The following is a 23,284-nucleotide window of genomic DNA, read 5'->3' as shown; positions in this document are numbered from 1 at the left end:
GTATGAAAAAATTATTGTTTGTTGCTAGTTTTATTGCTGTATTTTTTAGTGCTTGCAACGATGAAGCTAAAACTACAAGTATTAAAACTGGAGATATATTAACTTTAAAAAGTTGGGATAATCAAGAAATAAAAATCAAAAGAGAAGAAAATGGCTTTAGTTTGGTTGATAGCAATAAAATTTTAATTATTGATATATTTGGGACTTTTTGTCAGCCTTGTAGAGCCGAAGCTCCAATGCTTTTTGATATACAATCAAAGCATTTAGATGATTTAGTGTTTGTTGGATTATCTTATGCAGAAGAAGCAGATAATGAAAAATTAAAAGAATTTGCAAAGAACTATAATGCGTATTATTTTTTAACAAATGATAAAAGAGCAGATTTGATAGTAGAAGCAATAACAGATGATATAAAATATAATACTCAGGTTCAATTACCTTTTAAAGTAATGTTAAAAGATGGTAAATATCAAAAATTAGGAAATGAGTATTTTATTTTAGGTAAAGCCGATGAAGGATTATTAAGAGAAAGTATAAATAAAGCAAAGGAAAATAAATGAAAAAATCTTTAATCTTATTAAGTGTATTAGTGTTGTTTGGTTGTGTAAATACTAACAATGTTGAGGTAGCAAAAGAAGTGAAAAAATTAGAAAATAAAGAATATAAAATATCAAAAATTATAGTCAAAGACACAAATAAAGAATATAGCAATTCTAGTAATTGGTCTTTAATAATTGAAGATAATAAATTAGGAATGTTTGTAGGTTGCAATAGAATTTTTAGTGCTATAAAACAAGAAAATAATAATATTTATTATGAAAATCCAGCAAGCACAAAAATGATGTGCCCTAATCAAGTAATGGAAGTAGAAAACGCAGTTGCTAGTAGTCTTACAAGTATGCAAATAATAGAAAATGGCTTAGAAAACGATAAAGTAAAAATTATTTTTGAATAATGATTTTTCTAGCAAACAAACCAATTAATATTAGCTCTAATTCTTACGCTTTAAAATTAGGTAAAAAATTAGGGCTAAAATTAGGATATTCAGGCACACTTGACCCATTTGCTAGCGGGGCATTACTCTGTGCTGATAAAAAACACGCAAAATTATTTCGCTTTTTAAATCTTGAGCCAAAAGTCTATGAAGCAACAATTTGGCTTGGTGCAATTAGCCCTAGCTTGGATAATGAAAACATAAGCTTTTGTAGTGTTAAAGAGCCTAGTTTAGAGCAAATTATGCAAGCTTTTGCTAAGTATCAAGGAGATATAACTTACACTCCGCCTATATTTTGTGCTAAAAAAATCAATGGCAAAAGAGCATATGAGTTAGCTAGAAATGGCGAAAAGGTTGAGCTAAATGAGTGTGTAATGAGTGTAAAAGCGGAGTTTTTGCATTATAATTTCCCTTTTATTAGTTTTAGATTAAGTGCTAGTAAAGGCACTTATGTTCGTTCATACGCCAAGCTAATTTGCGATGAATTAGGCGTAAAAGGGACTTTGAGTGCTTTAAGAAGACTTAGTGAAGGTGGCTTTAAGGAATTTAAAAATTATGATGCTTTTGGAAGTGTTGGTTTAGAAGAAAATTTTTATTTAGGCGATATAAACGACTTGCTATTAGGCAAAAAATTAAGCTTAAATGATTTTAAAAAACAAGATTACAAAATTTATAAAATAGATTTAGGAGATTGTTTTAGCATTATTAGATTAGATGAAAAAATAGAATATATTTTAAATAAGGTGGAAAAATGTTAGTAGTATCAAGAAATGCAGGTGAAGGAATAGTTATTGATGGTGGGATTAAAATTAAGATTTTTGAAATAAAGGGCGATTCGGTAAAAATCGGTATAGAAGCTCCTAAACAAACTTTAATTTTAAGAGATGAATTAGTAGATTCTATAAAAGATGAAAATATCCAATCAGCTGCATCTTCAAGTGAATTGTTAGATAGTTTAGTAAGCTCACTTTCAATGTATAAAAAAGATAAATAATGAAAGCTTTTGCAAAGATTAATATATTTTTAAAAATCACAGGCAAAAAGGATAATTATCATCAATTAATTTCAAGATTTTATAGGATTGATAATTTATATGATGAGCTTTATTTTATACCTAAAAGCGAAGCTAGGAATTTAGATAAAACTTTAATTCCTAATTCAAATTCTTTATTAAAAATCAATGGAATTACTTACGAAAATGAGTTTAAACAAGATGAATTGATGGATAAGTTTTATTTGATAAATGATAATTTAGTAAGTAATTTTTATTCTAAAAGCGATATTTTTTCAAAAGTTTTAAGTTTGATTGATGAGAATTTAAAACAAGAATTTCAAAATAATTTCGCTTTAGTTTTACACAAAAATATCCCTACTTTTGCAGGACTTGGCGGTGCTAGTTCTAATGCTGCTTGTTTTATAAAACTATTAAATGATATAAAGCCTTTTGATACTAAAGCAATTGCTAGGCTTAGTGGGGCTGATGTGAGCTTTTTTGAAAGTGGGCTAAAGAGTGCTAATGTTAGTGGATATGGTGAGATAATTGATGATTTTAGCGATGATTTATGCGATTTTTCATTAGAATTTAGCACACCTTGTAGCACAAAAGATGTTTTTAGTGAATTTGCAAAAGAGCCAAAATATTATGCAAATGATGAATTAAGTAAATTAAAGACAAAAGAGCTTTTAAATAATTTTACAAATTATGATTTAAACGATTTGCTAAAATCTTGCAATGCTTTATATTCTATCACTTTAGACTATGCTAATAAGGGCTTATTTTTAAGTGGTAGTGGGGGTAGTTTTTTTAAACTTAAATCATAATTTATCTAATTTGTTTTAGCTTAGAATTGTTTATTTTAAACATTTTTGATGAACTTTTTTGAGCTAAATCCAAATCCACAATTACATTAGCTATATTTTTTGCATAATTTATATCAAATTCATACCCGTGCAAATTTGCACTACTTGAGTATAAATATTTAAAATCTTTTAAAAATATACTATGTTTATTATCATTTACTAGCCTAAATGATATTTGGTTTTTATATATAAAGGTTGTTTTTTTAGCCTTTCTTACTTGATTTTTAAATTTATTTGGAACTCTTACAAGGTTTTTAAGGCTAGTTAGATATGTGCTTGTGATTATGCAAGGTTTATTGATTTCTCTTTTTTTAGCTAAATTAATTTCTTTATAATCTTTACTTAAAAATCCAGCTGTAGTATCGGTTTGTGCTAGATAAATCATTTAACAAAACTTGGAATTTTATTTAATATCATAGTTGTAAAATCTATCATTTGATTCATCATCCAAGGCATTAAAAATATAATAATTACTACGACTAAAATGATTTTTGGCACAAAACTTAAAGTCATTTCGTTAATTTGGGTTGTCGCTTGAAATATACTTATTAAAAGTCCTGCAATAAGTCCAGCTAAGAGCATCGGAAGTGATAATAAAAGTGCTATTTTAAAAGTTGATACCCCAAGTGCAACTAAAGTGCTTTCCATATTAATCCTTATCATCAAAGTGTTAAACAATTTTAGGCAAAATTACTTAACTATAATTAAAACAAGGAAAAACAATTAAAAACGACTTTATTAAATTATTAAAAGAAATAGACATAAACCTTTGGCTACTTGTTTCTATATTTATTACACATTGTGTTTATTGTTTTTTGTTTTTAATTAATGGTATTTTTCCTATGGCTATTTTTAATATTTACTCAATAACGAGTTATTTTGTAGCAATTTGCTTTTATTTAAAAGACAAAATAACAGCAGCGTTTTTTGTAGCATTTGCCGAAATATTTTTACACCAAATTATGGGTTCTTATTATTTAGGGTTTGAAAGTGGATTTAGCACTATTATGATGTGCTTATTTTTCTTGCAATTTACATTTTTTAGCAAGTGGCTTTATAGAATATCAGTAAGTTTATTTTTGCTTTTTAGCATATATGGTTTATATTATTTTAGACATTATTTAGTAGGTGAATATAGTAATAGTCAAGATTTGTTTTTCTATATCAATACATTTTCAAGCTCTGTTTTTATGTTAATTTATGGTGGTCTTGCAACGGTTACTTCAAATAAAAAATTATCCGACTTAACTTATTTGGTTTATAGAGATTTTCTAACAGGTCTTTTTAATAGAAAATACTTTGAAGAAAAGATAATTCCTAACTTCAATAAAGATGAATCACTTTTAATAGCAATTTGTGATATAGATAATTTCAAAAGAATTAATGATACTTATGGTCATGATATAGGCGATATAGTTTTAAAAAGTGTAGCATCAGCAATTCAGTATGAAATGTTAGGGCTTAAAGGCGTTGTTTCTAGATGGGGTGGCGAAGAATTTGTAGTGAAATTAAATGTGAAAAACAATCAAGAAGCAGAATACTATATGAATGTAGTAAAAAATTCAGTTTCAAAACAAGAATTGAAAAAATATAACATAAAACCAACTATAACAATTGGTGGTATTTTTATTAAAAATCCTTGTAAAGATAGTTTTGAGCATTATTTTAAAATTGCCGATCAAGAATTATATTTTGGTAAAAAAAGCGGCAAAAATTGTGTAAATATACAAGTTTCATAATTTTTTTATAATTAAGTTTAATTTAAGAAAAAAAATATATAATTCTGTCTTTATTTCATAAGTGCGGGAATAGCTCAGTGGTAGAGCACAACCTTGCCAAGGTTGGGGTCGCGAGTTCGAACCTCGTTTCCCGCTCCATTATTTTACATATTTTGCCCAGATGGCGGAAATGGTAGACGCAAGGGACTTAAAATCCCTCGGTAGTTTTTACCGTGCCGGTTCAAGTCCGGCTCTGGGCACCATAAGGTGATATAGCCAAGCGGTAAGGCATGGGCCTGCAAAGCCTTGATCCTCGGTTCAAATCCGAGTATCACCTCCAATAAGGCTTTTGCAAAAAATCTTTTATCGCTTGTTTGATAATTTTTCGGGAGATGGCTGAGTGGTCGAAAGCGGCGGTCTTGAAAACCGTTGAGGTGCAAGCCTCCAGGGGTTCGAATCCCTTTCTCCCGGCCACTTCATTTTTAACAATCTTTTTCATTTTATATTTTTTTAAAAAAGTATTTTGTTCTAGCTTTTTTAGCTCCTTTGTTAGAAGAAAATATTTTAATTGAGTGTTGAAAAACACTCAATATATTTTAATTAGAATTTAATTCCAAATTGATTTATTAATAAACCATCAAGCATTCCATTAAATTGGTCTAAAAATCCCATTTCTTTTACTATTGTAAGTGCAAAATAAGATGAAGTGATAGGTCCAGCACTTGTGATTATGTTTTTACGAACTACTACAGGCTCATTTAATCTTGTTCCTTTAATTCCTTCTTCGCAACCTGGATAGCAAGTAAATTCATCACTTAAAACTCCAGCATTTGCTAAAACTATTGGAGAAGCACAAATTGCTGCTATTAATTTGTTTTGAGAATTTAAATCTTGTAAAATTGATTTGATTTTTTCACTATTTTTAAGGTTTGTCATACCACCAAAACCACCTGCTAATGCAATTGCATCAATGTTTTTAGTATCAACTTCGCTTAGTTTTACCTTAGCTTTTAAAACCATACCAGTATCTAGTGTAACTTCTAAATTATCATCTAAACTAGCACAAATTACATTTATATTAGCTCCATAATTTTTCGCTCTTAGAAGAATATCAATAATGCTAATTAATTCAATATCTTCAGCTCCATTTGCCATAGGCACTAAAATATTTTTCATTTTTACTCCTTTTAATTAGATTAGAGAATAATATTAATTAAAATTAAGTAATTAATTGTTAATATTCATTTTCAAATTTTTTAAAAAGGATATTGATGGATACAACAATTCAAGATGTAAAAGCCACAACCACAGAAACTCTGAATAAACTAATTGATTTGCAAAGTGCAGGTTTTGATTTTGAAGGATTTTTCTTAAAATATGGTTTTAAGATTTTAGGTTCAATTCTTATTATTGTTTTAGCATTGTTTTTAATGAAAGTTGTAGGAAAAATTTTAAGAGTTACTTTAATTAAAATTAGCACAGATGAGACTTTAACCAATTTCTTAGTTAAGCTTGTAAAAATTATAATTTTAGTTGTTGGAATTCTAGCAGCACTTAATAATGTTGGTGTTGATACGACTTCATTCGTTGCTTTATTTACAGCTACATCTTTTGCTATATCTTTTGCATTTAAAGAAACTTTATCAAATATAGCTGCGGGTGTTTTGGTTGTAGTGTTTAGACCTTTTAAAATAGGTGATTATGTAAAATTTGGTGCAGGAGAAGGATTTGTATCTGATATATGTTTGTTTTCAGTTACGCTTAGAACATACGATAATACAAATATAATAGTTCCAAACTCAAAAGTTATAAGCGATAATATTTATAATTATTCTCGTGAAAAAACAAGAAGAATTGATTATTCTAAAGTAATTGACCCATCAACCTTATGTGATGTTAGAAAAGAAGTTGAAACAGCATTGGGTCAAAATGAATTAATTTTAAAAAATCCAGCAATTTATGTAGGGGTTAAAAATGTAAATGATGCTAATATAGAAATAGCAATTCAACTATGGGTAAAAAATGAAAATTACGAAAAAGCTTCAATGCAGGTAAATGAAGCACTTGCAAAGATATTTATAAAATAATTTTAGAATTTGAAATGAGATTTTTATCTTATTTCAAATTCTTTTTTTCACAATAAAACTTAAAACATAAGCAATCATAAAGCAAAAACAAGCAAGTAAAATTATACAAGCTCCGCTACTTAATTCATAAGCAATACTTAAAATTAATCCACCTAAGCAAAAAAATAGCGATAATAATACAGAAATAATCATCATAGATGAGAGCTTGGTGCAAAACATAGAAGAAATATAGCTAGGAATACAGAGCAAAGCTAGTATTAAAACCATTCCAACTACTCTTAAACTAATCACTATACAAATAGCGGCTGCAATTATTAGCATATAATAAATTAGATTTGCATTAACACCATTTGCCTTGCAAAACTCACTATCAACGCTAACTCCTATTAATTGTCTATAAAATACAAAAGCCATTATGATAAAAGCTATATCAGCACTTAACATAATATAAATATCACTTAATTCAACTGCCAAAATAGCTCCAAATAAATAGCTAAAAACTATGGAATTTGAATTAGGACTTAAATCGCTAAGCAATATCCCAACACTCATTCCAAAAGCCCATACTACACCAATTACAGCATCTTGGTTTTTGTAATTTCTTGATAAATATGCAATCAAAACAGCACAAGCAATAACAAAGGTTAAAGTGCTAAGCATAGTGCTAACTCCAAAATAAAGCGAAATCCCAAGCCCACCATAAGCTGCGTGAGAGATACCACCTACCATTGCTACAAGGCGATTTGTAAGAACAAGCGCTCCTATAATCCCACAAGCAATGCTTACTAAAACTGCTGCTAAAATTGCATTTTGAATAAAATTATAATTTAGATATTCCATAATTTTCCCATATATCAACTTCGCATAAATTATTTTTATGCGTTGCTAAGTGTAATAATTTGTTGCTATCAAGACCTTTTGTGATTTTGTGTAAATGTGCAGTCTTGCTAATATGAATTAATTTATTTGCATACGAAGAAATTAAAGCTATATCGTGGCAAACACAAATTATGCTAATTCCTTGATTATTAAGGCTTTTTAATAATTCAAACACTTCTATTTGTCCTTTTGCATCAATACTAGCAGTAGGCTCATCAAGTAATAATAATTCACAGCCACTAAGTATTGCTCTAGCTATTAAAACTCTTTGCTTTTGCCCGCCACTTAAACTTGCAAATCTTTTATTTGCATAATCTTTTAAGCCCAATTTTTCAAGTGCTAAAAGTGCATTTAATTTATCTTGTTTTGAATTAAAAAAGAATGAATTTCTTTTTAAAGTTCCCATCAAAACTACATCTAAAACATTGATAGGAAAACTAGGATTTATATTAGCAACTTGCGGGACATAACTTAATTTATTTGTGTTTATAATAATTTCGCCTTTACTTGGTTTTAACAAACCCAATAAAAGCTTTAAAGTTGTGCTTTTTCCACCGCCGTTTGCTCCTATAATTCCTACGAATTCATTTTTTTCTACATTAAAACTAATATTGCTTAAAATCTCTTCCGTATCGTAAGAAAAGCTTACATTTTTTACTTCAATCATCCAAAAAATCCTATAAATAATCCAACGCATATTACAAATACAAGGCTTAAAATCTCTATTTTTGAGTTAAATTTAAATCTTGTTATTATAAATGCACTTAAAAATATAGCCAAACTCATACCTAATGCGATTAATAAAGCCGCTATAAAAGCTCTAGCACCTAAGCTACTTATAAAACCAATTACTAAAATAAGTCCAGGACAAGGTAATAAACCTATGCTAAATGCTAAAAAATTATCAAGAACTTTTTCTTTATTTACTACATTTAAAATTCTATTCTCATTAGCCACACTAAAGCTTTTTATATTATTTGGTGTTTTTGCAATTTGTGAAATTTGTGGTTTTTTTAGTTTTAAATAAAGCAAAATAAGTGCTAAGAAACTTATTAAAAATCCTGAAATTTTATTAAGATTTAAAAGATTAAATAAAGAGAAAAAACTAGCAATTATAAAGGCATTTACTAAGTGAATAAAACCTACTTTTAGACTAAAAAATAATATTTTTTTCTTAGAGTTCATAAAATAAGCTGCGGTTATGCTTTTTCCGTGACTTGGTAATAAAGCGTGAAAAAAGCCATAAATTAGTGCGATAGGATATAAATATATGCTATTGTCTTTTAATAATTCAAGCATTTTGCTCTGTAATTTTGCTAATTTTTCTAATAAAATATCATAAAAAGATTTTGAAGTGTTGGTTTCAAATTCTTTTGATTTTTCTACTTTTTCATCTACTTTTTGAGCTATTTTTTCTATTACATTTGCTTTTTGAAATTCATAATAAACTGCATTTAGATTAATGTTTTCATTAATGCTAAAACCATCTACTTTATAGGTATTTTCTTTTATTTTAAAATTAAAAAATCCATCTAAATCCTCTACCGAAAACATTAAAACTCTATCAATTTTAGGGATAAAATCATAATCTATAAAGTATTCTAAAAAAAGCTCCTTATCAAAACTTACTTTAATATCTTTAACAATAAATTTGATTTTTTTGCTTTCTCCGAATGGCAAATCATAATATTTTAAAGTAGTCAAAAAATCTCTAGGTAGTAAATAATCAAGCAAAGCAGCACGAACGGCTACTAATTCTTTTTCATCTAAATTCTTGTCATTATTTAAATCATAGCCGTCTAATAGTGTTTGTGAAAAATTAGAAGAAAATTCCCATGAAATGGAATTTCCTTTAAAGCTAACATGAGCAGTTGGCGTATATAAAGCACATAAAGCACAAGCGTATATATTAATGCTTAGAACAATTATCGTTAATAATTTTCGCAAAGTTTAAAAGCTCCTTAGATAATTCATTAGAAAGTTGATTAATTTCTACTAATTTTAATCCACTTTCCTTGTGAATGGTTTTTGCCAATTTATCATTAAATTGCGGTGCTTTTAAAACAAGGCAAGCTTTTTTATCTTTTGCAATTTCTATGATTTTTGCTAATTCACTAGGTTTTATTTCTTTACCTTCAAATTCTAAAGTATATTCAACAAGATTATATCTTTTAGCAAAATATCCCCACGATGGATGAGCACTTATAAAACCTTTTACATTCACATTTTTCGTTAAATCATATATTTTTAAGTTTAATTCATCTAATTCTTTTTCATAATTTTTTAGATTTTCATCAATTGTTTTGCTTTCATTAGGAAAAGCTTCTTTTAAAGCATTAGCTGAATTTTGTGCAATTTGTTTTAATAAAATAGGGTCAGTCCAAATATGCACATCTAAGCCTGAATGCTCGTGATGATGCTCGTGATGATGGTGCTCTTCTTTATGATTTGAGCCTATGTGATGAATTAAGTCTTTTTTAATATCTTTTACGCTCATATTTTTAGGATAATAAGTTGGCCAATTATCCATTTCTTTTAGCAATTCTTCTTGACTAGAGTTGCCAAAAAATATATGAAAATGTTCTAAATCTTCTGTAGGAGCGATATTGTGGTCGCTAAATTGCACATATTTAAAAGCTGCATCTTTATTGGTAGCTTCAAATAAATATCTAACACCTTTTTTACCTGATTCATAGGTTAGTATTTTGTATCCAATATATTTATAATTTGATTTTTTACTTATACCATTTTGTATAAATTCCATACTATCTTTTGTAATGATTATGCTTTCTACATCGGTTTTATAGCCATTTAGATAATATTCTTTATATTCTTGCTCAGTTTTATCTTTTTTTGCATTTGATTTTAATTTGTAATATTCATCTAAATCCCCATTTTTAGCGTAAGGATAAATTGATTTCCAATTACCAATCCAATCACTTAAATCTCTATTTTTTACATCATTATCATCAAAAATCCCATTATATACATCATCATTATGTTCGTGATGGTGCTCGTTTAATTCTTTATGAGAATAATTATTTTTTTGAATATTTTTATCAGTGTGAATTATTTTTATATTGGTATTTTCGGCAAGTCTTTTAAGCCATATATCTTCAATTTCAACCCCGATACCTAAAAATACTTTAGCCTTACTAAGCTCCATCATTTGCTTTGGTTTTGGCTCGTAAGTATGTGGGTCAGCTCCTGCTGGCATAAGAGTTGTAATATTTGCATTTGGTAATAGTTTTTTAACAATTTCAACTTGTGGTAATATGCTAACTCCTACATTATTAGCTAATAAATACACGCTAGCTAATGAACTTAATAATATCTTTTTCATTGCAATTCCTTTTCATAAATGTTTTAAAGTTGCAAGTGTAGTAAATTGTTGCTTAAATGCAACTTAGTTGCAAAAAATAAATTAGGTTTAAATTTTAATTTTTTTTGCTATTATTTACGAGATGAATTCAGTAAAATTATTAAAAAAGCACGATATCGGTATTACAGAACTTAGAATTTTATTATTAGATGAGCTTTTAGCTGCTAAAGAGCCTATGAGTTTTGATGAATTTAAAACTAAGGCAAATAAAACTACATTTTATAGGACGATGGAGCAGTTTCAAAAGTCTAAATTGGTAAATAAAATTGATTTAGATGGCAAGGGTTATTATCAAATAAATAAAGGTAATAATGCACTTTTTGTGTGTGATATTTGTCATCATACTAAAGATTTGGAGTTTCCAACAATTAATAATTTAAAAGTTAATTCTGTCTTGGTAAAAGGAGTTTGTGAGGAATGCAAGGACAATGATGAATAAGATTATATTTTTAATTGTATTTATTGTTTTTGCTTTTGCAGATGAGAATATATATAAACCTTTAACTAGCATACCTTATGATAAAAAATTAGCTGCCGTTGGTAAAAGATTATATTTTGATGTAAATTTAAGTCCTAATAAAGTATCTTGCAATACCTGTCATAATTTAAATCTTACTGGTAGTGGGACAAATAATTCTGGTATAAATTCTGATAATTTAACAAATCCACCAACAATTTTAAATATTGTATATTCTAATTTATTTTTTAAAGACGCAAATATTACTGATTTAAGAGAGCAAATTAAACAAACATTAAAAGACGATATGAATATTACGCCTGATGAATTTAATAGTTGGGTTAAGTTAAATGTAACATATCAAAGATGGTTTAATGAAATAGGATTAGCCGCTAATTATGATAATTTAGTAAGTGTTTTGGTAGAATTTGAAAAAGCCTTAATAACTCTTGATGCTCCTTTTGATTTGTATTTAAAAGGAGATAAAAATGCTATAAGTGATAATGCTAAAAGAGGACTTAAATTATTTAATTTTTATGGCTGCTCGTCGTGTCATAATGGTAGTAATTTTGGAAGTAATATAATTGCTGATATAAATACTAGCTTTTCAGAAGGCTGTAAATTAGAAGATAAAAAAGTAAAAGTGCCTACTTTAAGAAATATTACAATTACCCAACCATATACATATCAAGGAGCATTTAATAATTTAGAAGATATTGTTAGAGTTATGTCTGCTTGTCAATTAGGCATAGTTATGCCAGATAAAGATGTTGATGATATAATAGAATTTTTAAAAACACTTGAAGGAAAAAGACCTAAGATTTTGGAAGAGAAATGAATAGAGAATATAAAAATATAGAAATAAAAACATTTGTTCAAAAGATTTTACAGATTTTCATTGCTGCAATGATGGTTGGCATTTTTGTATGCACTGGAATATTTTTTACCAAACTTCATCAAATAGATATTAATTACGATATAAACAACCATATACACGAAATTATGTTAGACAATCAAGAATTAATGCTAAATATAGAAAGACCAAGTATTTATGCAAATTTTGAAAATAGTGGCAAGAAGTTAAGTGAGATTGATGTTAAAACTAATGAGTTAATTCAAATTCTTAAAAACAATAAACAATTAAATGCTAATGAAGAAGAAAAAATTAAAAGTAGTATAGAAAAATTAAAACAATATATAAAAGATTTTAATAGTTTATTAGGGACTAGCGGAAGTGATTTTAAAAGCTTTAATGTGCTTTATTCTCAATCAAAATTGGTTGATGTAAAACAAAATGTTTTAGAGTATATATTTGCTACTAAAATTAGCGTGAGTTCAATAAAAGGATATATTGAGTTTTTAGACTCATTAATAGAAAATAATACAAAACAAATTATTGATTATAAAACACAATTAATTGAATTAAAACAAAATTATGCAAAAACCAAATTAGATAAAGATAAAGAATATATAGAGCTTTTAGAAGATAAAATATCAACTATTGATGATGAAAAAACATATTTAATATTAAGTAGAAAATTATTAGATGGAGTGAAAAAACTTCACGAAGAAAAAAATGAAATTAAAAATTTCACAGATTTTGAAAATATTTTAACTCAATTAAAATTGCAAGTTTTAAGTAAAATTGAGCATTTAGAAAAGACAAATGACCAATTAGTTTTAGTTGGTGCAATTTTTGCAGTTTTATTAATATTTACTACTTTTATTATTTTTAAATATAGCCTAGATTTAACAAGTGCATTAAATATTTTATATAAAGCATTTTTAAATTCTCCAATTCAACAAGTTTTAATAAATACAAAAAATAAAAAGAATTTATATGCTGAATATGTAAATGATACTTTTACATTCAATGTTCATGCACCAACCGAACAAAGTGAAAGTATAAGAAAAGCACAAGCGGTGAATTTTTATGATTCATTAGATGGAATTATTGATTTGACTGATAGTGCTAAAGGGTTTGATTATGGAACGCTAATTCAAGAAAGTCATAGCAAAATCCAAGCTTATAATGAAAATGATATTACAAGTAGAAAAGAAACTAGATTTTTCTCTGTATTTAGAAAAAATTTAGGTGATAATATTGAGCTGATTAATAAAGTTGATGTAACTAAAAAAATCTTACAAATTAAAGATTATAAAACCAAGCTTGATAATATGCAAAAGAAATTAGATACAGATAGCTTAACAGGTTTATTATCTTTACAGGCTTTACAAGATAGGGAATTAAAAGACGATAAAGCTAATAAAAATAATATTTTCTTATATTTAAAAATTGATAATTTCAATGATTTAAGGCTGAATTATTCAACTATTATGATTGATGAGATTATAAAAGTTTTTGCAAATTCTTTAAAAAATGCTTTAAATGTGAAAAATAACGATGAGGTATTAAAAAGCACTAGTATTTATCATTTGCAACTAGATGAGTTTTGTATAGTTTATAAAAACCACGAAGAAGCTATGGCAGCAGCTGATTTGATACAAAATCATTTTAAAACCCAAACAATGAACTCTACAAGGGGTAAAAAAAATAAATTTGAGTTAAAAATAAATTCTGGTATGGAACTTAAAGACTTAGAATTAAATATCGGAATTTCAAGTGAGCGTGATATTAGAAAGTCAAATCAAGAGATTATTAATAGACTTGCACAAGCAATCTTAGCAAGTTATGAGACTATTAAAACAAAAGAGCCTTATTGTGTTTATAAAGAAGGTTTAAGTATAGAAAAACAACACGCAGAGCAACAAAGAGTAGTAGGTCAGATAAGATATGCTTTAGAAAATGATAAAATATTTGTGGTTTGTCAAGGTGTGCATAATTCTATTACAAAAGAAGTTTCTTATTATGAAGTGTTAGTAAGGTTAAGAGATGAGCATAATAATATAGTCTCACCGGGACTTTTCTTAGATGTAGCAAGAAAAGTGGGTCTTTATAAAGATATTCAAGAAGTAGTAATTAATAAGGTTTTTGATTTGATAGAGCAATATCCTAATGCGAATTTTAGTATAAACCTAGCTAACTCTGATATTATCAATAAAGAAACTAGAGATGTATTTGAAAATAGATTAGAAAAATGCTCTCGCCCAGAAGCTTTATGTGTTGAGATATTAGAAAGCGAAAGTATTGATAAATATGATGATTTATCAAATTTCTTAAAATCAATTTCATTTAGGGGTTGCAAGATAGCAATAGATGATTTTGGTAGTGGATATTCAAACTTTTATAGATTATTAAAAATTAAGTTTGATTACTTAAAAATTGATGGCTCAATTATTGAAAGTTTAGTAATTGATAATAATGCTAGAACCGTTCTTGAAACTCTAGTAGGATTTGCTCATAAGCAAGGTTATGAAGTTGTAGCTGAGTTTGTAAAAAATCAAGAAATTTTAAAAATAGTTCAAGATTACGGAATAGAAAAATCTCAAGGGTATGAGCTAAGCAAACCTGAAGAACCACATAATATTTTTATTTAGAATTTAAAATAGGAATTTGAAAATCTATTAAAAGGAGCAATAATGAGAAGTGATACTATTAAAAAAGGTTATACAAAGGCACCAAGTAGGTCATTATTAAGAGCCGTTGGGCTAAAAGATGAAGATTTTGCAAAGCCATTTATTGGGGTTTGTAATAGTTTTATAGAGATTATTCCAGGGCATTTTTATCTAAACAAATATGCTGAAATTATCAAAGATGAAATACGCAAAAACGGCTGTGTGCCATTTGAGTTTAACTGCATTGGTGTTGATGATGGTATTGCTATGGGACATAGTGGAATGCTTTATTCGTTGCCAAGTCGCGAATTAATAGCAAGTAGTGTTGAGACGGTTATGAACGCACATAGCCTAGATGCAATGATAGCTATTCCAAACTGTGATAAAATTACTCCAGGTATGATTATGGGGGCTTTAAGAGTGAATGTGCCTACTATTTTTGTAAGTGGTGGAGCGATGGCTGCAGGTAAGCTTAAAGATGGTTCTCAAATTGACTTAAATACAGCGTTTGAAGCGGTTGGCGAATACGAAGTTGGTAAAATTGATGAAGCGAAATTAAAAGAAATTGAATGTGCTGCATGTCCTGGAGCTGGAAGTTGCAGTGGAATGTTTACTGCAAATTCAATGAATTCTTTAATGGAAAGCCTTGGTATTGCACTTAAGGGAAATGGAACTATTTTAGCTTTAACTTCTGAAAGAGAAGAATTATTAAGAAGTGCTGCAAGAAGAATTTGCGAGATTGCAAAGAGCGAAGAGCTAAGCGAAAAATACAAAATTAGAAATATTTTAAATAATAAGAGTTTAAAAAATGCTCTTGTTTGTGATATGGCAATGGGCGGTAGCACGAATACAATTTTACATACTTTAGCAATTGCAAAAGAAGCTTATGCTGATGAGATTGATTTAAAATTAATGCACGAAATTGCTCAAGATACACCACATATAGCTAAGGTTAGCCCAAGTCTACCAGGAACTCATATGCAAGATGTAGGAAGTAGCGGTGGAATATATGCAATAATGAATGAAGTTAGTAAAAAAAGTAAATTCTTTAGCAAAGATGCACTTACTATTAGTGGAGATAGCATAGGAGAACTGATTAAGGATAGTAATCCTGATGGAAAAGCTATAAAAACTTTAAATAATCCATATTCTGAGCGTGGCGGATTATGTGTATTATTTGGCAATATCGCAAGAGAAGGTGCGGTAATAAAGGTAGCCGGTATCGTTGGTGATAAGGTTTTCCGTGGTAAATGTGTTTGCTTTAATTCTCAAAATGAAGCAATAGCAGGGATTAGCAGTGGAAAAGTGGTTGCTGGAGATTGTGTAGTAATTCGCTATGAAGGTCCAAAAGGTGGTCCTGGAATGCAAGAAATGTTAAGCCCAACAAGTCTTATTATGGGTAGGGGCTTAGGTGCGTCGGTTGCATTGCTTACTGATGGTAGATTTAGCGGGGCGACTCGTGGTTTTAGTGTGGGACATTGCTCGCCTGAAGCTGCTGAAGGTGGCGAAATAGGGCTTATTAAAGATGGAGATTTAATAGAAATTGACACTATTAAATGCACTATAAATCTATTAATTGATGACGAAGAAATGGCTAGAAGAAGAGCGGAATTTAAGCCTATTAAAAAAGAGCTTAATTCAAGATGGCTTAGAATGTATCAAAAGCTAGTTAGCAATGCTAGTAGCGGCGGTGTTTTAGACCTTGATGGTTTGAATGAAATGAAATAATTTTTAGGGATTTCTTAAGGAAATTCCTAGTTTTGTATTTGAAATTTTTGTAGAATTTGAAATTGCTTTTTTACTTTAAATAAATTAATAAAAATCTCTTATTTTATTAAGCTAGGCACGGAAAACCTAGCAAATGAAGTGCAAAAAGGTGCAATTGATTTAGATATAGCTAAGCAAACTAAAGATGAAAAAATCGCACAAGAGCAAATAAAAACTGCAAACAATATGGAAACTCTAAAGCAAAGTCAAATAACTTCTTATTTTATGCCTAAAAAATATCAAGCAGATATTAATCATAGTAACGCAAGTGCTAGTAATTTATGGGCGAATGCAAGACAGACTAATTTTGCTACAAATGTAGCAAAAAGTAGATTTAATGAAGAAGAAACAATAAAAAGCTTATATTCAAATGTGAATGAATACTCACAAAAGAGTGGCAAACAAGGAGAAGATGCTTTTGATGGATATTATAATGGTCTTTATTTAAAATATTTAGACGCTAAACAACAATGATTTGACACTAGTGCATACGAAAGAGAAATAAGCTTATTAAATAAACACAAACCTAGCATTATGCGAATGTATAAAGTGCAATTTGATGGAGCTAATCCGTATGTTAAAAATAGTGGCAATGGTGCAAATGGTGGGAGTGATTATTCAAATGTATTAACGCAAATCGGACAAGCTAATGCTATGAAAGAACAATTAGAAAAAGATTTAAAAAATATTAATCAAGAAATTGGAATTATGAAAAGAAATCAAGCAGATACCACAGAAAAAGAGCAACAAAAAACTCAACTAGAGCAAAAACTATCACAATTACGAGGCGTTCCTAATACTGCTAATGCTAAAAGCTTGATGAATTATTTTACTGATAGTTTAGGTAAAACTGCAGGAGAGAAAACCTATAATCAAATGATAAATTATTCTCAAATCAAGCAAGATATAAGATTAGTAGCAGACGCAATTGATACGGTAGCTTTATATGGTTGGAGTGGAGAAGGACTTAATAAATTAGCACATATGTTTGGAGTTGCTACAAATAAAGATGATATTAATAATAAAATAATAGCACTTTTAAATAATATTCAAGGAGATACAGGAACAAGACTTAAACAACAATATGAAAATATAGTAAGACTAACACCTAATACGAGTGCGTTTGGTATGAATGTAAAAAGAATGCAACAAGATTTAACAAACCTAAACGAGCATATTAATATCAACATAAACTCTATTTTATATCCACATAAAGAAAATGCTGAAGTAATCAAAAAAAGCTTTAATATATCTACTAAGCCACTTGAGTTTAAATATGATTATGAAGATTATCGTAAAACTAATGCAACGCCTAATAATACTTTAGAAATGTATAGAAAAATGCCTTATGCTTAATTTAAAACTCCTTTTGCTAATATATAGCAAAAGGAGTTTTAATGAAATATATAGTTTTTTTAATAATGGTATTAAATAGTTTATTGGCTAGTAACTTTAATGAACTTTATAATCAATTACCTACAAATTGGAGCGAGAATAAGAAAAATAATATCATTCAACATTATAAAGATTATGGAAAAAATTATAAAAACATAAGTGAATACGCAAATGCAGTGCAAAACGATATATCAAAAATGATTGATATATCGGATACTTATAGTGAAGATGATAATTTTTATAAACACTATAGAATTAATTCAAAAGCTTATCTCAACTATTTAGATGATTTAGAAAGCAAAGCCTATAAAAGAGAAAAACTAGAAGACTTTAACGATTTTGTTTATCATAGGGGTAGTAGGCTTTATGATAATTTAAAATCGGAATTACAAAGCTATTATGCAGTATTAAATGCTAGTAATATAAAAAACTCTTGGCTAAATGAATATGCAAGGGATTATAATAAGGCTTTAAAGATGAACTCAAGCTATGATGAAATAGTATTTAATATCTTTATAAAATCTCATTTTAACGAATATGAATTAAATAAAAATGCAAAAAATGAAATAATAGCAACGGACAAAGCCTTAGGACTTAGTGTAAATGTAGGCGATATAGAAAGCTTTAATTATTACACCTTAAAGGCATTTGTTTTAAACTATCTAGTAAGTTTTTTAGGGCTAATTGTAGGCGTAGTTCTATGCGTAAAATATAAGCATAAGGCATTAGTATATATAAGCCCATTTGTATTATTAGCTTTAGGTTTAGTGATTGATTATTTTGTAATCGGAATAAAATTACTTAAATATGTGTAAACCCTAGCAAAACACGGCTAATTTGCTAGGGTTAGGTGAATTGCTTTAAGCTTAGGCTAAGCCGTGCTTTACTATAATTTTTGTTAAGTTGTTAAGTTAGTTGCTTTACTAGAACTTTTTTAAAGTTCTTAGTAAAGCTATGATTAAAACGATTAAAATAATTGTTTCTCCCATATTACCACCTTTCCACCCTAACAAGCCTAAGGCAAAAAGCAAATCATATTATAAATTAATTTTTATTAAAAACATTTTAAATAATATTTTTATGGTATTTTCCGTTTTGGAAATAACCACTTTACGGCACTAAAACGACTTTTAGCTTTTAGTTATATTAAGTATAAGAAAGGACAAATAAATGAAAAAACATAAAAAAACAATTTTAATTATAGATTATTCTTATTATTATACTATTTATAAACCCTAGCAAAACACGGCTAATTTGCTAGGGTTAGGTGAATTGCTTTAAGCTTAGGCTAAGCCGTGCTTCACTATAATTTATTTAAGGTTTTTTGAAAGTGTTTTACTTAGAACTTTTTTAAAGTTCTTAGTAAAGCTATGATTAAAACGATTAAAATAATTGTTTCTCCCATATTACCACCTTTCCACCCTAACAAGCCTAAGGCAAAAAGCAAATCATATTATAAATTAATTTTTATTAAAAATATTTTAAACAAAACATTTTATGGTGTTTTTTATTTTAGAAATTACCACTTTTACGGCACTAAAACGACTTTTAGCTTTTAGTTATATTAAGTATAAGAAAGGACAAATAAATGAAAAAACATAAAAAAACAATTTTAATTATAGATTATTCTTATTATTATACTATTTATAAACCCTAGCAAAACACGGCTAATTTGCTAGGGTTAGGTGAATTGCTTTAAGCTTAGGCTAAGCCGTGCTTTACTATAATTTGTTTAAGATGTTTAAGAATGGTTACTTAGAACTTTTTTAAGGTTCTAAGTAATGCTATGATTAAAACGATTAAAATAATTGTTTCTCCCATATTACCACCTTTCCACCCTAACAAGCCTAAGGCAAAAAGCAAATCATATTATAAATTAATTTTTATTAAAAATATTTTAAATAGTTATTTAAAATAAATAATTTTTAAAACTAATACTAATTTATAATTTTTATAAAATTACTTAAAATCTTGATTTAAATTATTTTAGGATAATTTTTGTATGATTAACATTTCTATTAACTTTTAACATTTATAATTTTTTAACAAATAAAAATTATTAATAAGGAGACAAATTATGTTAGTTACAAAAAAAGCACCAGATTTTACAGCTACAGCTGTATTAGGAAACAATACAATAGATAACAATTTTAATCTATACAAAAATATGGGTAAAAAAGGAACAGTAGTATTCTTTTATCCAAAAGATTTTACGTTTGTATGTCCAAGTGAAATTATCGCATTTGATAAAAGATTTAAAGATTTCCAAGATAGAGGAATTAATGTAATCGGAATTAGTGGTGATAACGAATTCTGCCATTTTGCTTGGAAAAACACTCCAGTAAATCAAGGCGGTATTGGCAATGTTCAATTTCCATTAGTAGCAGACCTTACAAAAGAAATCGCTCGTGGTTTTGATGTATTATTTGATGAAGCAGTAGCTTTAAGAGGTTCATTCTTATTAGACGCTGATGGAACAGTTCGCCACGCAGTAATTAATGACCTACCATTAGGAAGAAATATTGATGAAATGATTAGAATGGTAGATACAATGCTATTTACAAATGAGCATGGTGAAGTATGTCCAGCTGGCTGGCATAAAGGCGAAAAAGGTATGAAAGCTGATCCAAAAGGTGTTGCTGATTACCTAGCTAACAATAGCGAAAAACTATAATTTAAAGGCTAGGATTTTCCTAGCCCACTTAAAATTAAATAATTTTTTAAATATTGATTTTTTCACTTCTGTTTTCTTACTTATAAAATTTACTTTTATATTATTTGTATTATTTGGTATAAAGTCTTTGTTGATTTTGTGATTATTTATATAAAAATATTTTTTGCTAATATTATTTGCGAATGGAATTTCATTAAAAGATACATTGCCATTTCCAAGTGCTTTAAAAATCTCATCTTTTCTACTTTTTCTAAAATCATAAAACCTAAAGCCTTGCTTAATGCAGTTTAAATAAAATTCCACTTCTTTATCTATATCAAAATCTATCTCATTTGGGCTAAAAATACTATGATTTTTGGGTTTGAAATTATACAAAAACTCACAATTTTGATTAAATATTTTTATAAAATCTTGAGTGTATATAAATCTTAAAAATCTAGTTTTTTTGCCCTTAAAATGTCTTAAATCAGATTTTAAAAATCCGTTTGCAATAATTTTTGCATTTTTTGGAAAATTTATATTTTTTAAAAATGATAAATTTTCAATGAAAATATAATCAAAATATTTCAATTTTTTAACTTGTAAAATCGCTAAATCATTAAAAATATCTATGTGATAAATATTTTTATTTAAGCCTTTTGTATCAGTATTACAAATATATAAAACTAGATTATTTTTGCTTAGATTATTTGCTAATTCTTTTAAAAGAATTTCAATTTCGCTATTTTTAGAATATATATAAAATCCATCAAAATTCTGTGAAAACACATTGTTAAGTGATGGATTTTTAAACATTTTAAAGCTTTAAAACGCCTTCTTCAATCAAAGAAATTGAGTGTGGCTCAACCACTCTTGTATGCATTTCTTCTCCATTTTTTAAAAAAAGTATCGTAGGAATATGGCGAATACTCAAATCAGCTCTTATATTTTCATCTTTATCAACATTTACATGGTAAAAATTTATATTAGTATATTTTTGACTAAGCTCTACCAAAAACGGCTCAGCAATCTTACAATCCCTACACCAAGGTGCTCCAAAAGCTATAACACAAGTTGCATTATCTTTAATATCTAAATATTCTTGATAATTAATCTCTTTCATTGTTTAAATCCTTATATTCATTTTTATTTAATGTTTTTAACTCGCTATCAGTCGCAATCGCTGCAATCATAGCACCATTTACATTGCTCATAGTTCTTACCATATCTATAATAGGGTCAATTGCAAAAATCACACCTAGCAAATAAAACTTATCTCCAAGTCCAAGCCCTGTAATCATAATAGAAGCTGCTACAATTGAAATTCCAGGAATTCCTGCGATGCTTAAAGACCCAACAAGAGTAATTATAATAATTAAAACTGCACTAGATAAATCAATGCTAAGCCCTGCACTATGCATAATAAACGCAGCCACAAGCCCTACATAATACCCAGCACAGCCACTCATTCCTATAGTAGCACCCAGCCCTGCTACGAAGTTTGCATTGTTTTCACTAACGCCTAATTTAGTATGAAGTGTGCGAATGGTAATCGGTAAAACACCCGCTGAACTTCTTGAAGTAAAAGCTAATAATAGCACTTCAAACGCTTTTTTATAATACACCATAGGAGATAAGCCGTGAAATGCTAAAATGATAGAAAATACAACAATCATTAAAATTCCACTTGCATAAGTTAATATTATAAATAACCCAGCTTCTTTCATAGCTGCAACTCCATTTGCTATTAGCACATTTGCAATCATCGCAACAACAGCATAAGGCATTAGTTGGATTATATTTGTAATTACATTCATAATAATTTTGTTTATAAAAATTACTAGGTTTTTATAGGTGCTAAATATTTCTTTATTTTCTTCTTTTGTGCCTATTTTTCTTGCACCAAGAGTGAATAAAAATGCTACTAAAATTACTCCTAAAATATTATTGTTTGCAAAAGAATCTATGATATTATTTGGCATTAAACCTAATAAAATTGAGCTTAGGGTTCTAGCTTCTTTTATAGTTTTTGAAGTTTGCACTACAACATCACTTCCTAGATTAAATATTACACCTAAACTAAGACCTATAGCACTTGCAATTGCAGTAGTTATTAAAAGCCAAAAAATACTTCTACTAAGAATAGATGAAATTTTTATTCCACCTTCAAGCTTTAATAAAGATGATGAAATTCCAAAAAATACAATAGGAACTATCATAAGTTTTAACAAGCTAATAAAAATACTTACAACGAAAGAATACCAAATTCTAGTTTGCTCAAGCCATAAAATTTCTTTAGAATTTGCAGGATAATTTGCCAAATATTGAGCTAATACACCCAAAATAACGCCTAAAAATAGTGCCAATGTCATTCTTTTTGCAAAACTTATAGTATATGCTAAACGATTTAGCCAAAAGCATAATATTAAATAAACTAATACAAAAGTAATTGATAAAGGCTCTGAAAGTGTAAAAAAGTTAATGAAAAAATCTTTCATAATTCTCCTTTAATATTTTTTTAAGAGATAGATTTTATCCTAAATAAATTAAGAAATAAAAATATTAAAAGAGAGAAC

25 protein-coding genes and 4 tRNA genes are annotated in these 23,284 nt (G+C 27.9%); 19 read left to right on the top strand and 10 right to left on the bottom strand.

The annotated features are described in order from the left end of the window. Nucleotides 1–2 precede the first annotated feature (2 nt). From AVBRAN12640_RS02940 to AVBRAN12640_RS02920, 5 genes are read left to right on the top strand one after another with little or no spacing between them, the layout of a single operon-like run. Nucleotides 3–560, top strand: a complete 558-nt coding sequence (locus tag AVBRAN12640_RS02940; protein WP_239803169.1) for a TlpA family protein disulfide reductase — start codon at nt 3–5, stop codon at nt 558–560. Further along, on the top strand, nt 557–955 hold the full coding sequence (locus AVBRAN12640_RS02935) for an META domain-containing protein (protein WP_214116259.1): 399 nt from the start codon (nt 557–559) through the stop codon (nt 953–955). The genes AVBRAN12640_RS02940 and AVBRAN12640_RS02935 overlap by 4 nt, the downstream gene beginning before the upstream one ends. After that, complete coding sequence (gene truB / locus AVBRAN12640_RS02930; protein ID WP_214116262.1) at nt 955–1,752, top strand: tRNA pseudouridine(55) synthase TruB; 798 nt, start codon at nt 955–957, stop codon at nt 1,750–1,752. The genes AVBRAN12640_RS02935 and truB overlap by 1 nt, the downstream gene beginning before the upstream one ends. Further along, a complete protein-coding gene (csrA, locus tag AVBRAN12640_RS02925) occupies nt 1,746–1,988 on the top strand; it encodes a carbon storage regulator CsrA (RefSeq protein ID WP_214116264.1) in 243 nt (80 codons plus the stop codon). The genes truB and csrA overlap by 7 nt, the downstream gene beginning before the upstream one ends. Continuing rightward, nucleotides 1,988–2,815, top strand: a complete 828-nt coding sequence (locus AVBRAN12640_RS02920) for a GHMP family kinase ATP-binding protein (RefSeq protein WP_336608631.1) — start codon at nt 1,988–1,990, stop codon at nt 2,813–2,815. Before csrA ends, AVBRAN12640_RS02920 begins: the two co-directional genes overlap by 1 nt. A 1-nt stretch (nt 2,816) precedes the next feature. Here the strand turns inward: AVBRAN12640_RS02920 and AVBRAN12640_RS02915 are convergent, their stop codons facing one another. Together AVBRAN12640_RS02915 and fliQ are read right to left on the bottom strand one after the other, a co-directional pair. Then, nucleotides 2,817–3,239, bottom strand: coding sequence for a Sua5 YciO YrdC YwlC family protein (locus AVBRAN12640_RS02915; protein ID WP_336608632.1), 423 nt, complete (start codon nt 3,237–3,239; stop codon nt 2,817–2,819). Continuing rightward, nucleotides 3,236–3,502 (bottom strand): flagellar biosynthesis protein FliQ, encoded by a 267-nt coding sequence (gene fliQ, locus AVBRAN12640_RS02910; RefSeq protein WP_214116269.1) that lies wholly within the window; start codon nt 3,500–3,502, stop codon nt 3,236–3,238. The genes AVBRAN12640_RS02915 and fliQ overlap by 4 nt, the downstream gene beginning before the upstream one ends. 194 nt (nt 3,503–3,696) lie before the next feature. Between fliQ and AVBRAN12640_RS02905 the strand changes: the two genes are divergently transcribed. The 5 genes from AVBRAN12640_RS02905 to AVBRAN12640_RS02885 all read left to right on the top strand — a co-directional run bounded on the left by AVBRAN12640_RS02905 (nt 3,697) and on the right by AVBRAN12640_RS02885 (nt 5,046). After that, nucleotides 3,697–4,593 carry a GGDEF domain-containing protein gene (locus tag AVBRAN12640_RS02905; RefSeq protein WP_214116278.1) on the top strand — a complete coding sequence of 299 codons (897 nt, stop codon included), beginning with the start codon at nt 3,697–3,699 and terminating at the stop codon, nt 4,591–4,593. A 63-nt stretch (nt 4,594–4,656) separates the two neighbouring features. After that, a tRNA-Gly gene (locus AVBRAN12640_RS02900) sits at nt 4,657–4,731 on the top strand. 16 nt (nt 4,732–4,747) lie between these two features. Continuing rightward, nucleotides 4,748–4,835: transfer RNA gene (locus AVBRAN12640_RS02895), tRNA-Leu, on the top strand. A gap of 3 nt (nt 4,836–4,838) precedes the next feature. After that, nucleotides 4,839–4,912: transfer RNA gene (locus tag AVBRAN12640_RS02890), tRNA-Cys, on the top strand. 46 nt (nt 4,913–4,958) lie between these two features. Beyond that, nucleotides 4,959–5,046 (top strand) — tRNA-Ser (locus AVBRAN12640_RS02885). Nucleotides 5,047–5,172: 126 nt separating this feature from the next. On the opposite strand, the gene AVBRAN12640_RS02880 is transcribed toward AVBRAN12640_RS02885, so the two are convergent. Beyond that, nucleotides 5,173–5,748: a DJ-1 family glyoxalase III gene (locus AVBRAN12640_RS02880; protein WP_214119649.1), complete on the bottom strand. Its 576-nt coding sequence runs from the start codon at nt 5,746–5,748 to the stop codon at nt 5,173–5,175. Between the two features lie 95 nt (nt 5,749–5,843). Between AVBRAN12640_RS02880 and AVBRAN12640_RS02875 the strand changes: the two genes are divergently transcribed. After that, complete coding sequence (locus tag AVBRAN12640_RS02875) at nt 5,844–6,659, top strand: mechanosensitive ion channel family protein (protein WP_336608006.1); 816 nt, start codon at nt 5,844–5,846, stop codon at nt 6,657–6,659. Nucleotides 6,660–6,692: 33 nt separating this feature from the next. Here AVBRAN12640_RS02875 and AVBRAN12640_RS02870 read toward each other — a convergent pair whose 3' ends face one another. Genes AVBRAN12640_RS02870 through AVBRAN12640_RS02855 form a run of 4 tightly spaced genes read right to left on the bottom strand, consistent with a single transcriptional unit; the run spans nt 6,693 to nt 10,881 of the window. Continuing rightward, on the bottom strand, nt 6,693–7,499 hold the full coding sequence (locus tag AVBRAN12640_RS02870) for a metal ABC transporter permease (RefSeq protein WP_250325829.1): 807 nt from the start codon (nt 7,497–7,499) through the stop codon (nt 6,693–6,695). After that, nucleotides 7,480–8,205 carry a metal ABC transporter ATP-binding protein gene (locus AVBRAN12640_RS02865; RefSeq protein WP_214116301.1) on the bottom strand — a complete coding sequence of 242 codons (726 nt, stop codon included), beginning with the start codon at nt 8,203–8,205 and terminating at the stop codon, nt 7,480–7,482. Before AVBRAN12640_RS02865 ends, AVBRAN12640_RS02870 begins: the two co-directional genes overlap by 20 nt. Further along, the gene (locus AVBRAN12640_RS02860) at nt 8,202–9,485 is read right to left on the bottom strand and encodes a hypothetical protein (protein ID WP_336608633.1); all 1,284 of its coding nucleotides are present in this window, start codon (nt 9,483–9,485) and stop codon (nt 8,202–8,204) included. Before AVBRAN12640_RS02860 ends, AVBRAN12640_RS02865 begins: the two co-directional genes overlap by 4 nt. Further along, entirely contained in the window at nt 9,448–10,881 is a 1,434-nt protein-coding gene (locus tag AVBRAN12640_RS02855) for a metal ABC transporter solute-binding protein, Zn/Mn family (protein WP_336608634.1), read from the bottom strand. Before AVBRAN12640_RS02855 ends, AVBRAN12640_RS02860 begins: the two co-directional genes overlap by 38 nt. A gap of 121 nt (nt 10,882–11,002) precedes the next feature. On the opposite strand from AVBRAN12640_RS02855, the gene AVBRAN12640_RS02850 reads away from it, so the two are divergent. From AVBRAN12640_RS02850 to AVBRAN12640_RS02815, 8 genes are all read left to right on the top strand, one after another. After that, nucleotides 11,003–11,359: a transcriptional repressor gene (locus AVBRAN12640_RS02850; RefSeq protein WP_214116307.1), complete on the top strand. Its 357-nt coding sequence runs from the start codon at nt 11,003–11,005 to the stop codon at nt 11,357–11,359. After that, a complete protein-coding gene (locus tag AVBRAN12640_RS02845) occupies nt 11,352–12,215 on the top strand; it encodes a cytochrome-c peroxidase (protein WP_214116310.1) in 864 nt (287 codons plus the stop codon). Before AVBRAN12640_RS02850 ends, AVBRAN12640_RS02845 begins: the two co-directional genes overlap by 8 nt. After that, complete coding sequence (locus AVBRAN12640_RS02840) at nt 12,212–14,875, top strand: EAL domain-containing protein (protein ID WP_214150050.1); 2,664 nt, start codon at nt 12,212–12,214, stop codon at nt 14,873–14,875. Before AVBRAN12640_RS02845 ends, AVBRAN12640_RS02840 begins: the two co-directional genes overlap by 4 nt. Nucleotides 14,876–14,917: 42 nt before the next feature. Further along, a complete protein-coding gene (ilvD, locus tag AVBRAN12640_RS02835) occupies nt 14,918–16,621 on the top strand; it encodes a dihydroxy-acid dehydratase (RefSeq protein WP_214150049.1) in 1,704 nt (567 codons plus the stop codon). Nucleotides 16,622–16,759: 138 nt separating this feature from the next. Beyond that, on the top strand, nt 16,760–17,134 hold the full coding sequence (locus tag AVBRAN12640_RS02830; protein ID WP_336608635.1) for a hypothetical protein: 375 nt from the start codon (nt 16,760–16,762) through the stop codon (nt 17,132–17,134). 66 nt (nt 17,135–17,200) lie between these two features. Beyond that, complete coding sequence (locus tag AVBRAN12640_RS02825) at nt 17,201–18,016, top strand: hypothetical protein (protein WP_336608636.1); 816 nt, start codon at nt 17,201–17,203, stop codon at nt 18,014–18,016. Between the two features lie 41 nt (nt 18,017–18,057). Then, entirely contained in the window at nt 18,058–18,870 is an 813-nt protein-coding gene (locus tag AVBRAN12640_RS02820) for a hypothetical protein (protein ID WP_336608637.1), read from the top strand. Nucleotides 18,871–20,132: 1,262 nt separating this feature from the next. Next, entirely contained in the window at nt 20,133–20,729 is a 597-nt protein-coding gene (locus tag AVBRAN12640_RS02815) for a peroxiredoxin (protein ID WP_336608713.1), read from the top strand. On the opposite strand, the gene AVBRAN12640_RS02810 is transcribed toward AVBRAN12640_RS02815, so the two are convergent. Genes AVBRAN12640_RS02810 through AVBRAN12640_RS02800 form a run of 3 tightly spaced genes read right to left on the bottom strand, consistent with a single transcriptional unit; the run spans nt 20,724 to nt 23,206 of the window. Continuing rightward, nucleotides 20,724–21,524: a hypothetical protein gene (locus AVBRAN12640_RS02810; RefSeq protein ID WP_336608712.1), complete on the bottom strand. Its 801-nt coding sequence runs from the start codon at nt 21,522–21,524 to the stop codon at nt 20,724–20,726. The two genes, AVBRAN12640_RS02815 and AVBRAN12640_RS02810, sit on opposite strands and share 6 nt — an antisense overlap. Nucleotide 21,525: 1 nt before the next feature. Then, nucleotides 21,526–21,831 carry a thioredoxin family protein gene (locus tag AVBRAN12640_RS02805; RefSeq protein WP_336608711.1) on the bottom strand — a complete coding sequence of 102 codons (306 nt, stop codon included), beginning with the start codon at nt 21,829–21,831 and terminating at the stop codon, nt 21,526–21,528. After that, nucleotides 21,818–23,206 (bottom strand): cation:dicarboxylate symporter family transporter, encoded by a 1,389-nt coding sequence (locus AVBRAN12640_RS02800; protein WP_214150085.1) that lies wholly within the window; start codon nt 23,204–23,206, stop codon nt 21,818–21,820. The genes AVBRAN12640_RS02805 and AVBRAN12640_RS02800 overlap by 14 nt, the downstream gene beginning before the upstream one ends. Between the last annotated feature and the right edge of the window lie 78 nt (nt 23,207–23,284).

Origin of the sequence: Campylobacter sp. RM12640 (assembly GCF_020137595.1) — a bacterium.
GTDB lineage: Bacteria > Campylobacterota > Campylobacteria > Campylobacterales > Campylobacteraceae > Campylobacter_E.
The sequence above is the reverse complement of the archived record's forward strand: the minus strand, read 5'-3'. Positions and strand labels throughout refer to the sequence as shown.

What these genes read in the sequence shown, in the direction of transcription:
- AVBRAN12640_RS02940 (WP_239803169.1), top strand. Translation starts at nt 3, where the DNA reads ATGAAAAAATTATTGTTTGTTGCTAGTTTTATTGCTGTATTTTTTAGT.
- AVBRAN12640_RS02935 (WP_214116259.1), top strand. Translation starts at nt 557, where the DNA reads ATGAAAAAATCTTTAATCTTATTAAGTGTATTAGTGTTGTTTGGTTGT.
- truB (WP_214116262.1), top strand. Translation starts at nt 955, where the DNA reads ATGATTTTTCTAGCAAACAAACCAATTAATATTAGCTCTAATTCTTAC.
- csrA (WP_214116264.1), top strand. Translation starts at nt 1,746, where the DNA reads ATGTTAGTAGTATCAAGAAATGCAGGTGAAGGAATAGTTATTGATGGT.
- AVBRAN12640_RS02920 (WP_336608631.1), top strand. Translation starts at nt 1,988, where the DNA reads ATGAAAGCTTTTGCAAAGATTAATATATTTTTAAAAATCACAGGCAAA.
- AVBRAN12640_RS02915 (WP_336608632.1), bottom strand. Translation starts at nt 3,239, where the DNA reads ATGATTTATCTAGCACAAACCGATACTACAGCTGGATTTTTAAGTAAA.
- fliQ (WP_214116269.1), bottom strand. Translation starts at nt 3,502, where the DNA reads ATGGAAAGCACTTTAGTTGCACTTGGGGTATCAACTTTTAAAATAGCA.
- AVBRAN12640_RS02905 (WP_214116278.1), top strand. Translation starts at nt 3,697, where the DNA reads ATGGCTATTTTTAATATTTACTCAATAACGAGTTATTTTGTAGCAATT.
- AVBRAN12640_RS02880 (WP_214119649.1), bottom strand. Translation starts at nt 5,748, where the DNA reads ATGAAAAATATTTTAGTGCCTATGGCAAATGGAGCTGAAGATATTGAA.
- AVBRAN12640_RS02875 (WP_336608006.1), top strand. Translation starts at nt 5,844, where the DNA reads ATGGATACAACAATTCAAGATGTAAAAGCCACAACCACAGAAACTCTG.
- AVBRAN12640_RS02870 (WP_250325829.1), bottom strand. Translation starts at nt 7,499, where the DNA reads ATGGAATATCTAAATTATAATTTTATTCAAAATGCAATTTTAGCAGCA.
- AVBRAN12640_RS02865 (WP_214116301.1), bottom strand. Translation starts at nt 8,205, where the DNA reads ATGATTGAAGTAAAAAATGTAAGCTTTTCTTACGATACGGAAGAGATT.
- AVBRAN12640_RS02855 (WP_336608634.1), bottom strand. Translation starts at nt 10,881, where the DNA reads ATGAAAAAGATATTATTAAGTTCATTAGCTAGCGTGTATTTATTAGCT.
- AVBRAN12640_RS02850 (WP_214116307.1), top strand. Translation starts at nt 11,003, where the DNA reads ATGAATTCAGTAAAATTATTAAAAAAGCACGATATCGGTATTACAGAA.
- AVBRAN12640_RS02845 (WP_214116310.1), top strand. Translation starts at nt 11,352, where the DNA reads ATGAATAAGATTATATTTTTAATTGTATTTATTGTTTTTGCTTTTGCA.
- AVBRAN12640_RS02840 (WP_214150050.1), top strand. Translation starts at nt 12,212, where the DNA reads ATGAATAGAGAATATAAAAATATAGAAATAAAAACATTTGTTCAAAAG.
- ilvD (WP_214150049.1), top strand. Translation starts at nt 14,918, where the DNA reads ATGAGAAGTGATACTATTAAAAAAGGTTATACAAAGGCACCAAGTAGG.
- AVBRAN12640_RS02825 (WP_336608636.1), top strand. Translation starts at nt 17,201, where the DNA reads ATGTATAAAGTGCAATTTGATGGAGCTAATCCGTATGTTAAAAATAGT.
- AVBRAN12640_RS02820 (WP_336608637.1), top strand. Translation starts at nt 18,058, where the DNA reads ATGAAATATATAGTTTTTTTAATAATGGTATTAAATAGTTTATTGGCT.
- AVBRAN12640_RS02815 (WP_336608713.1), top strand. Translation starts at nt 20,133, where the DNA reads ATGTTAGTTACAAAAAAAGCACCAGATTTTACAGCTACAGCTGTATTA.
- AVBRAN12640_RS02810 (WP_336608712.1), bottom strand. Translation starts at nt 21,524, where the DNA reads ATGTTTAAAAATCCATCACTTAACAATGTGTTTTCACAGAATTTTGAT.
- AVBRAN12640_RS02805 (WP_336608711.1), bottom strand. Translation starts at nt 21,831, where the DNA reads ATGAAAGAGATTAATTATCAAGAATATTTAGATATTAAAGATAATGCA.
- AVBRAN12640_RS02800 (WP_214150085.1), bottom strand. Translation starts at nt 23,206, where the DNA reads ATGAAAGATTTTTTCATTAACTTTTTTACACTTTCAGAGCCTTTATCA.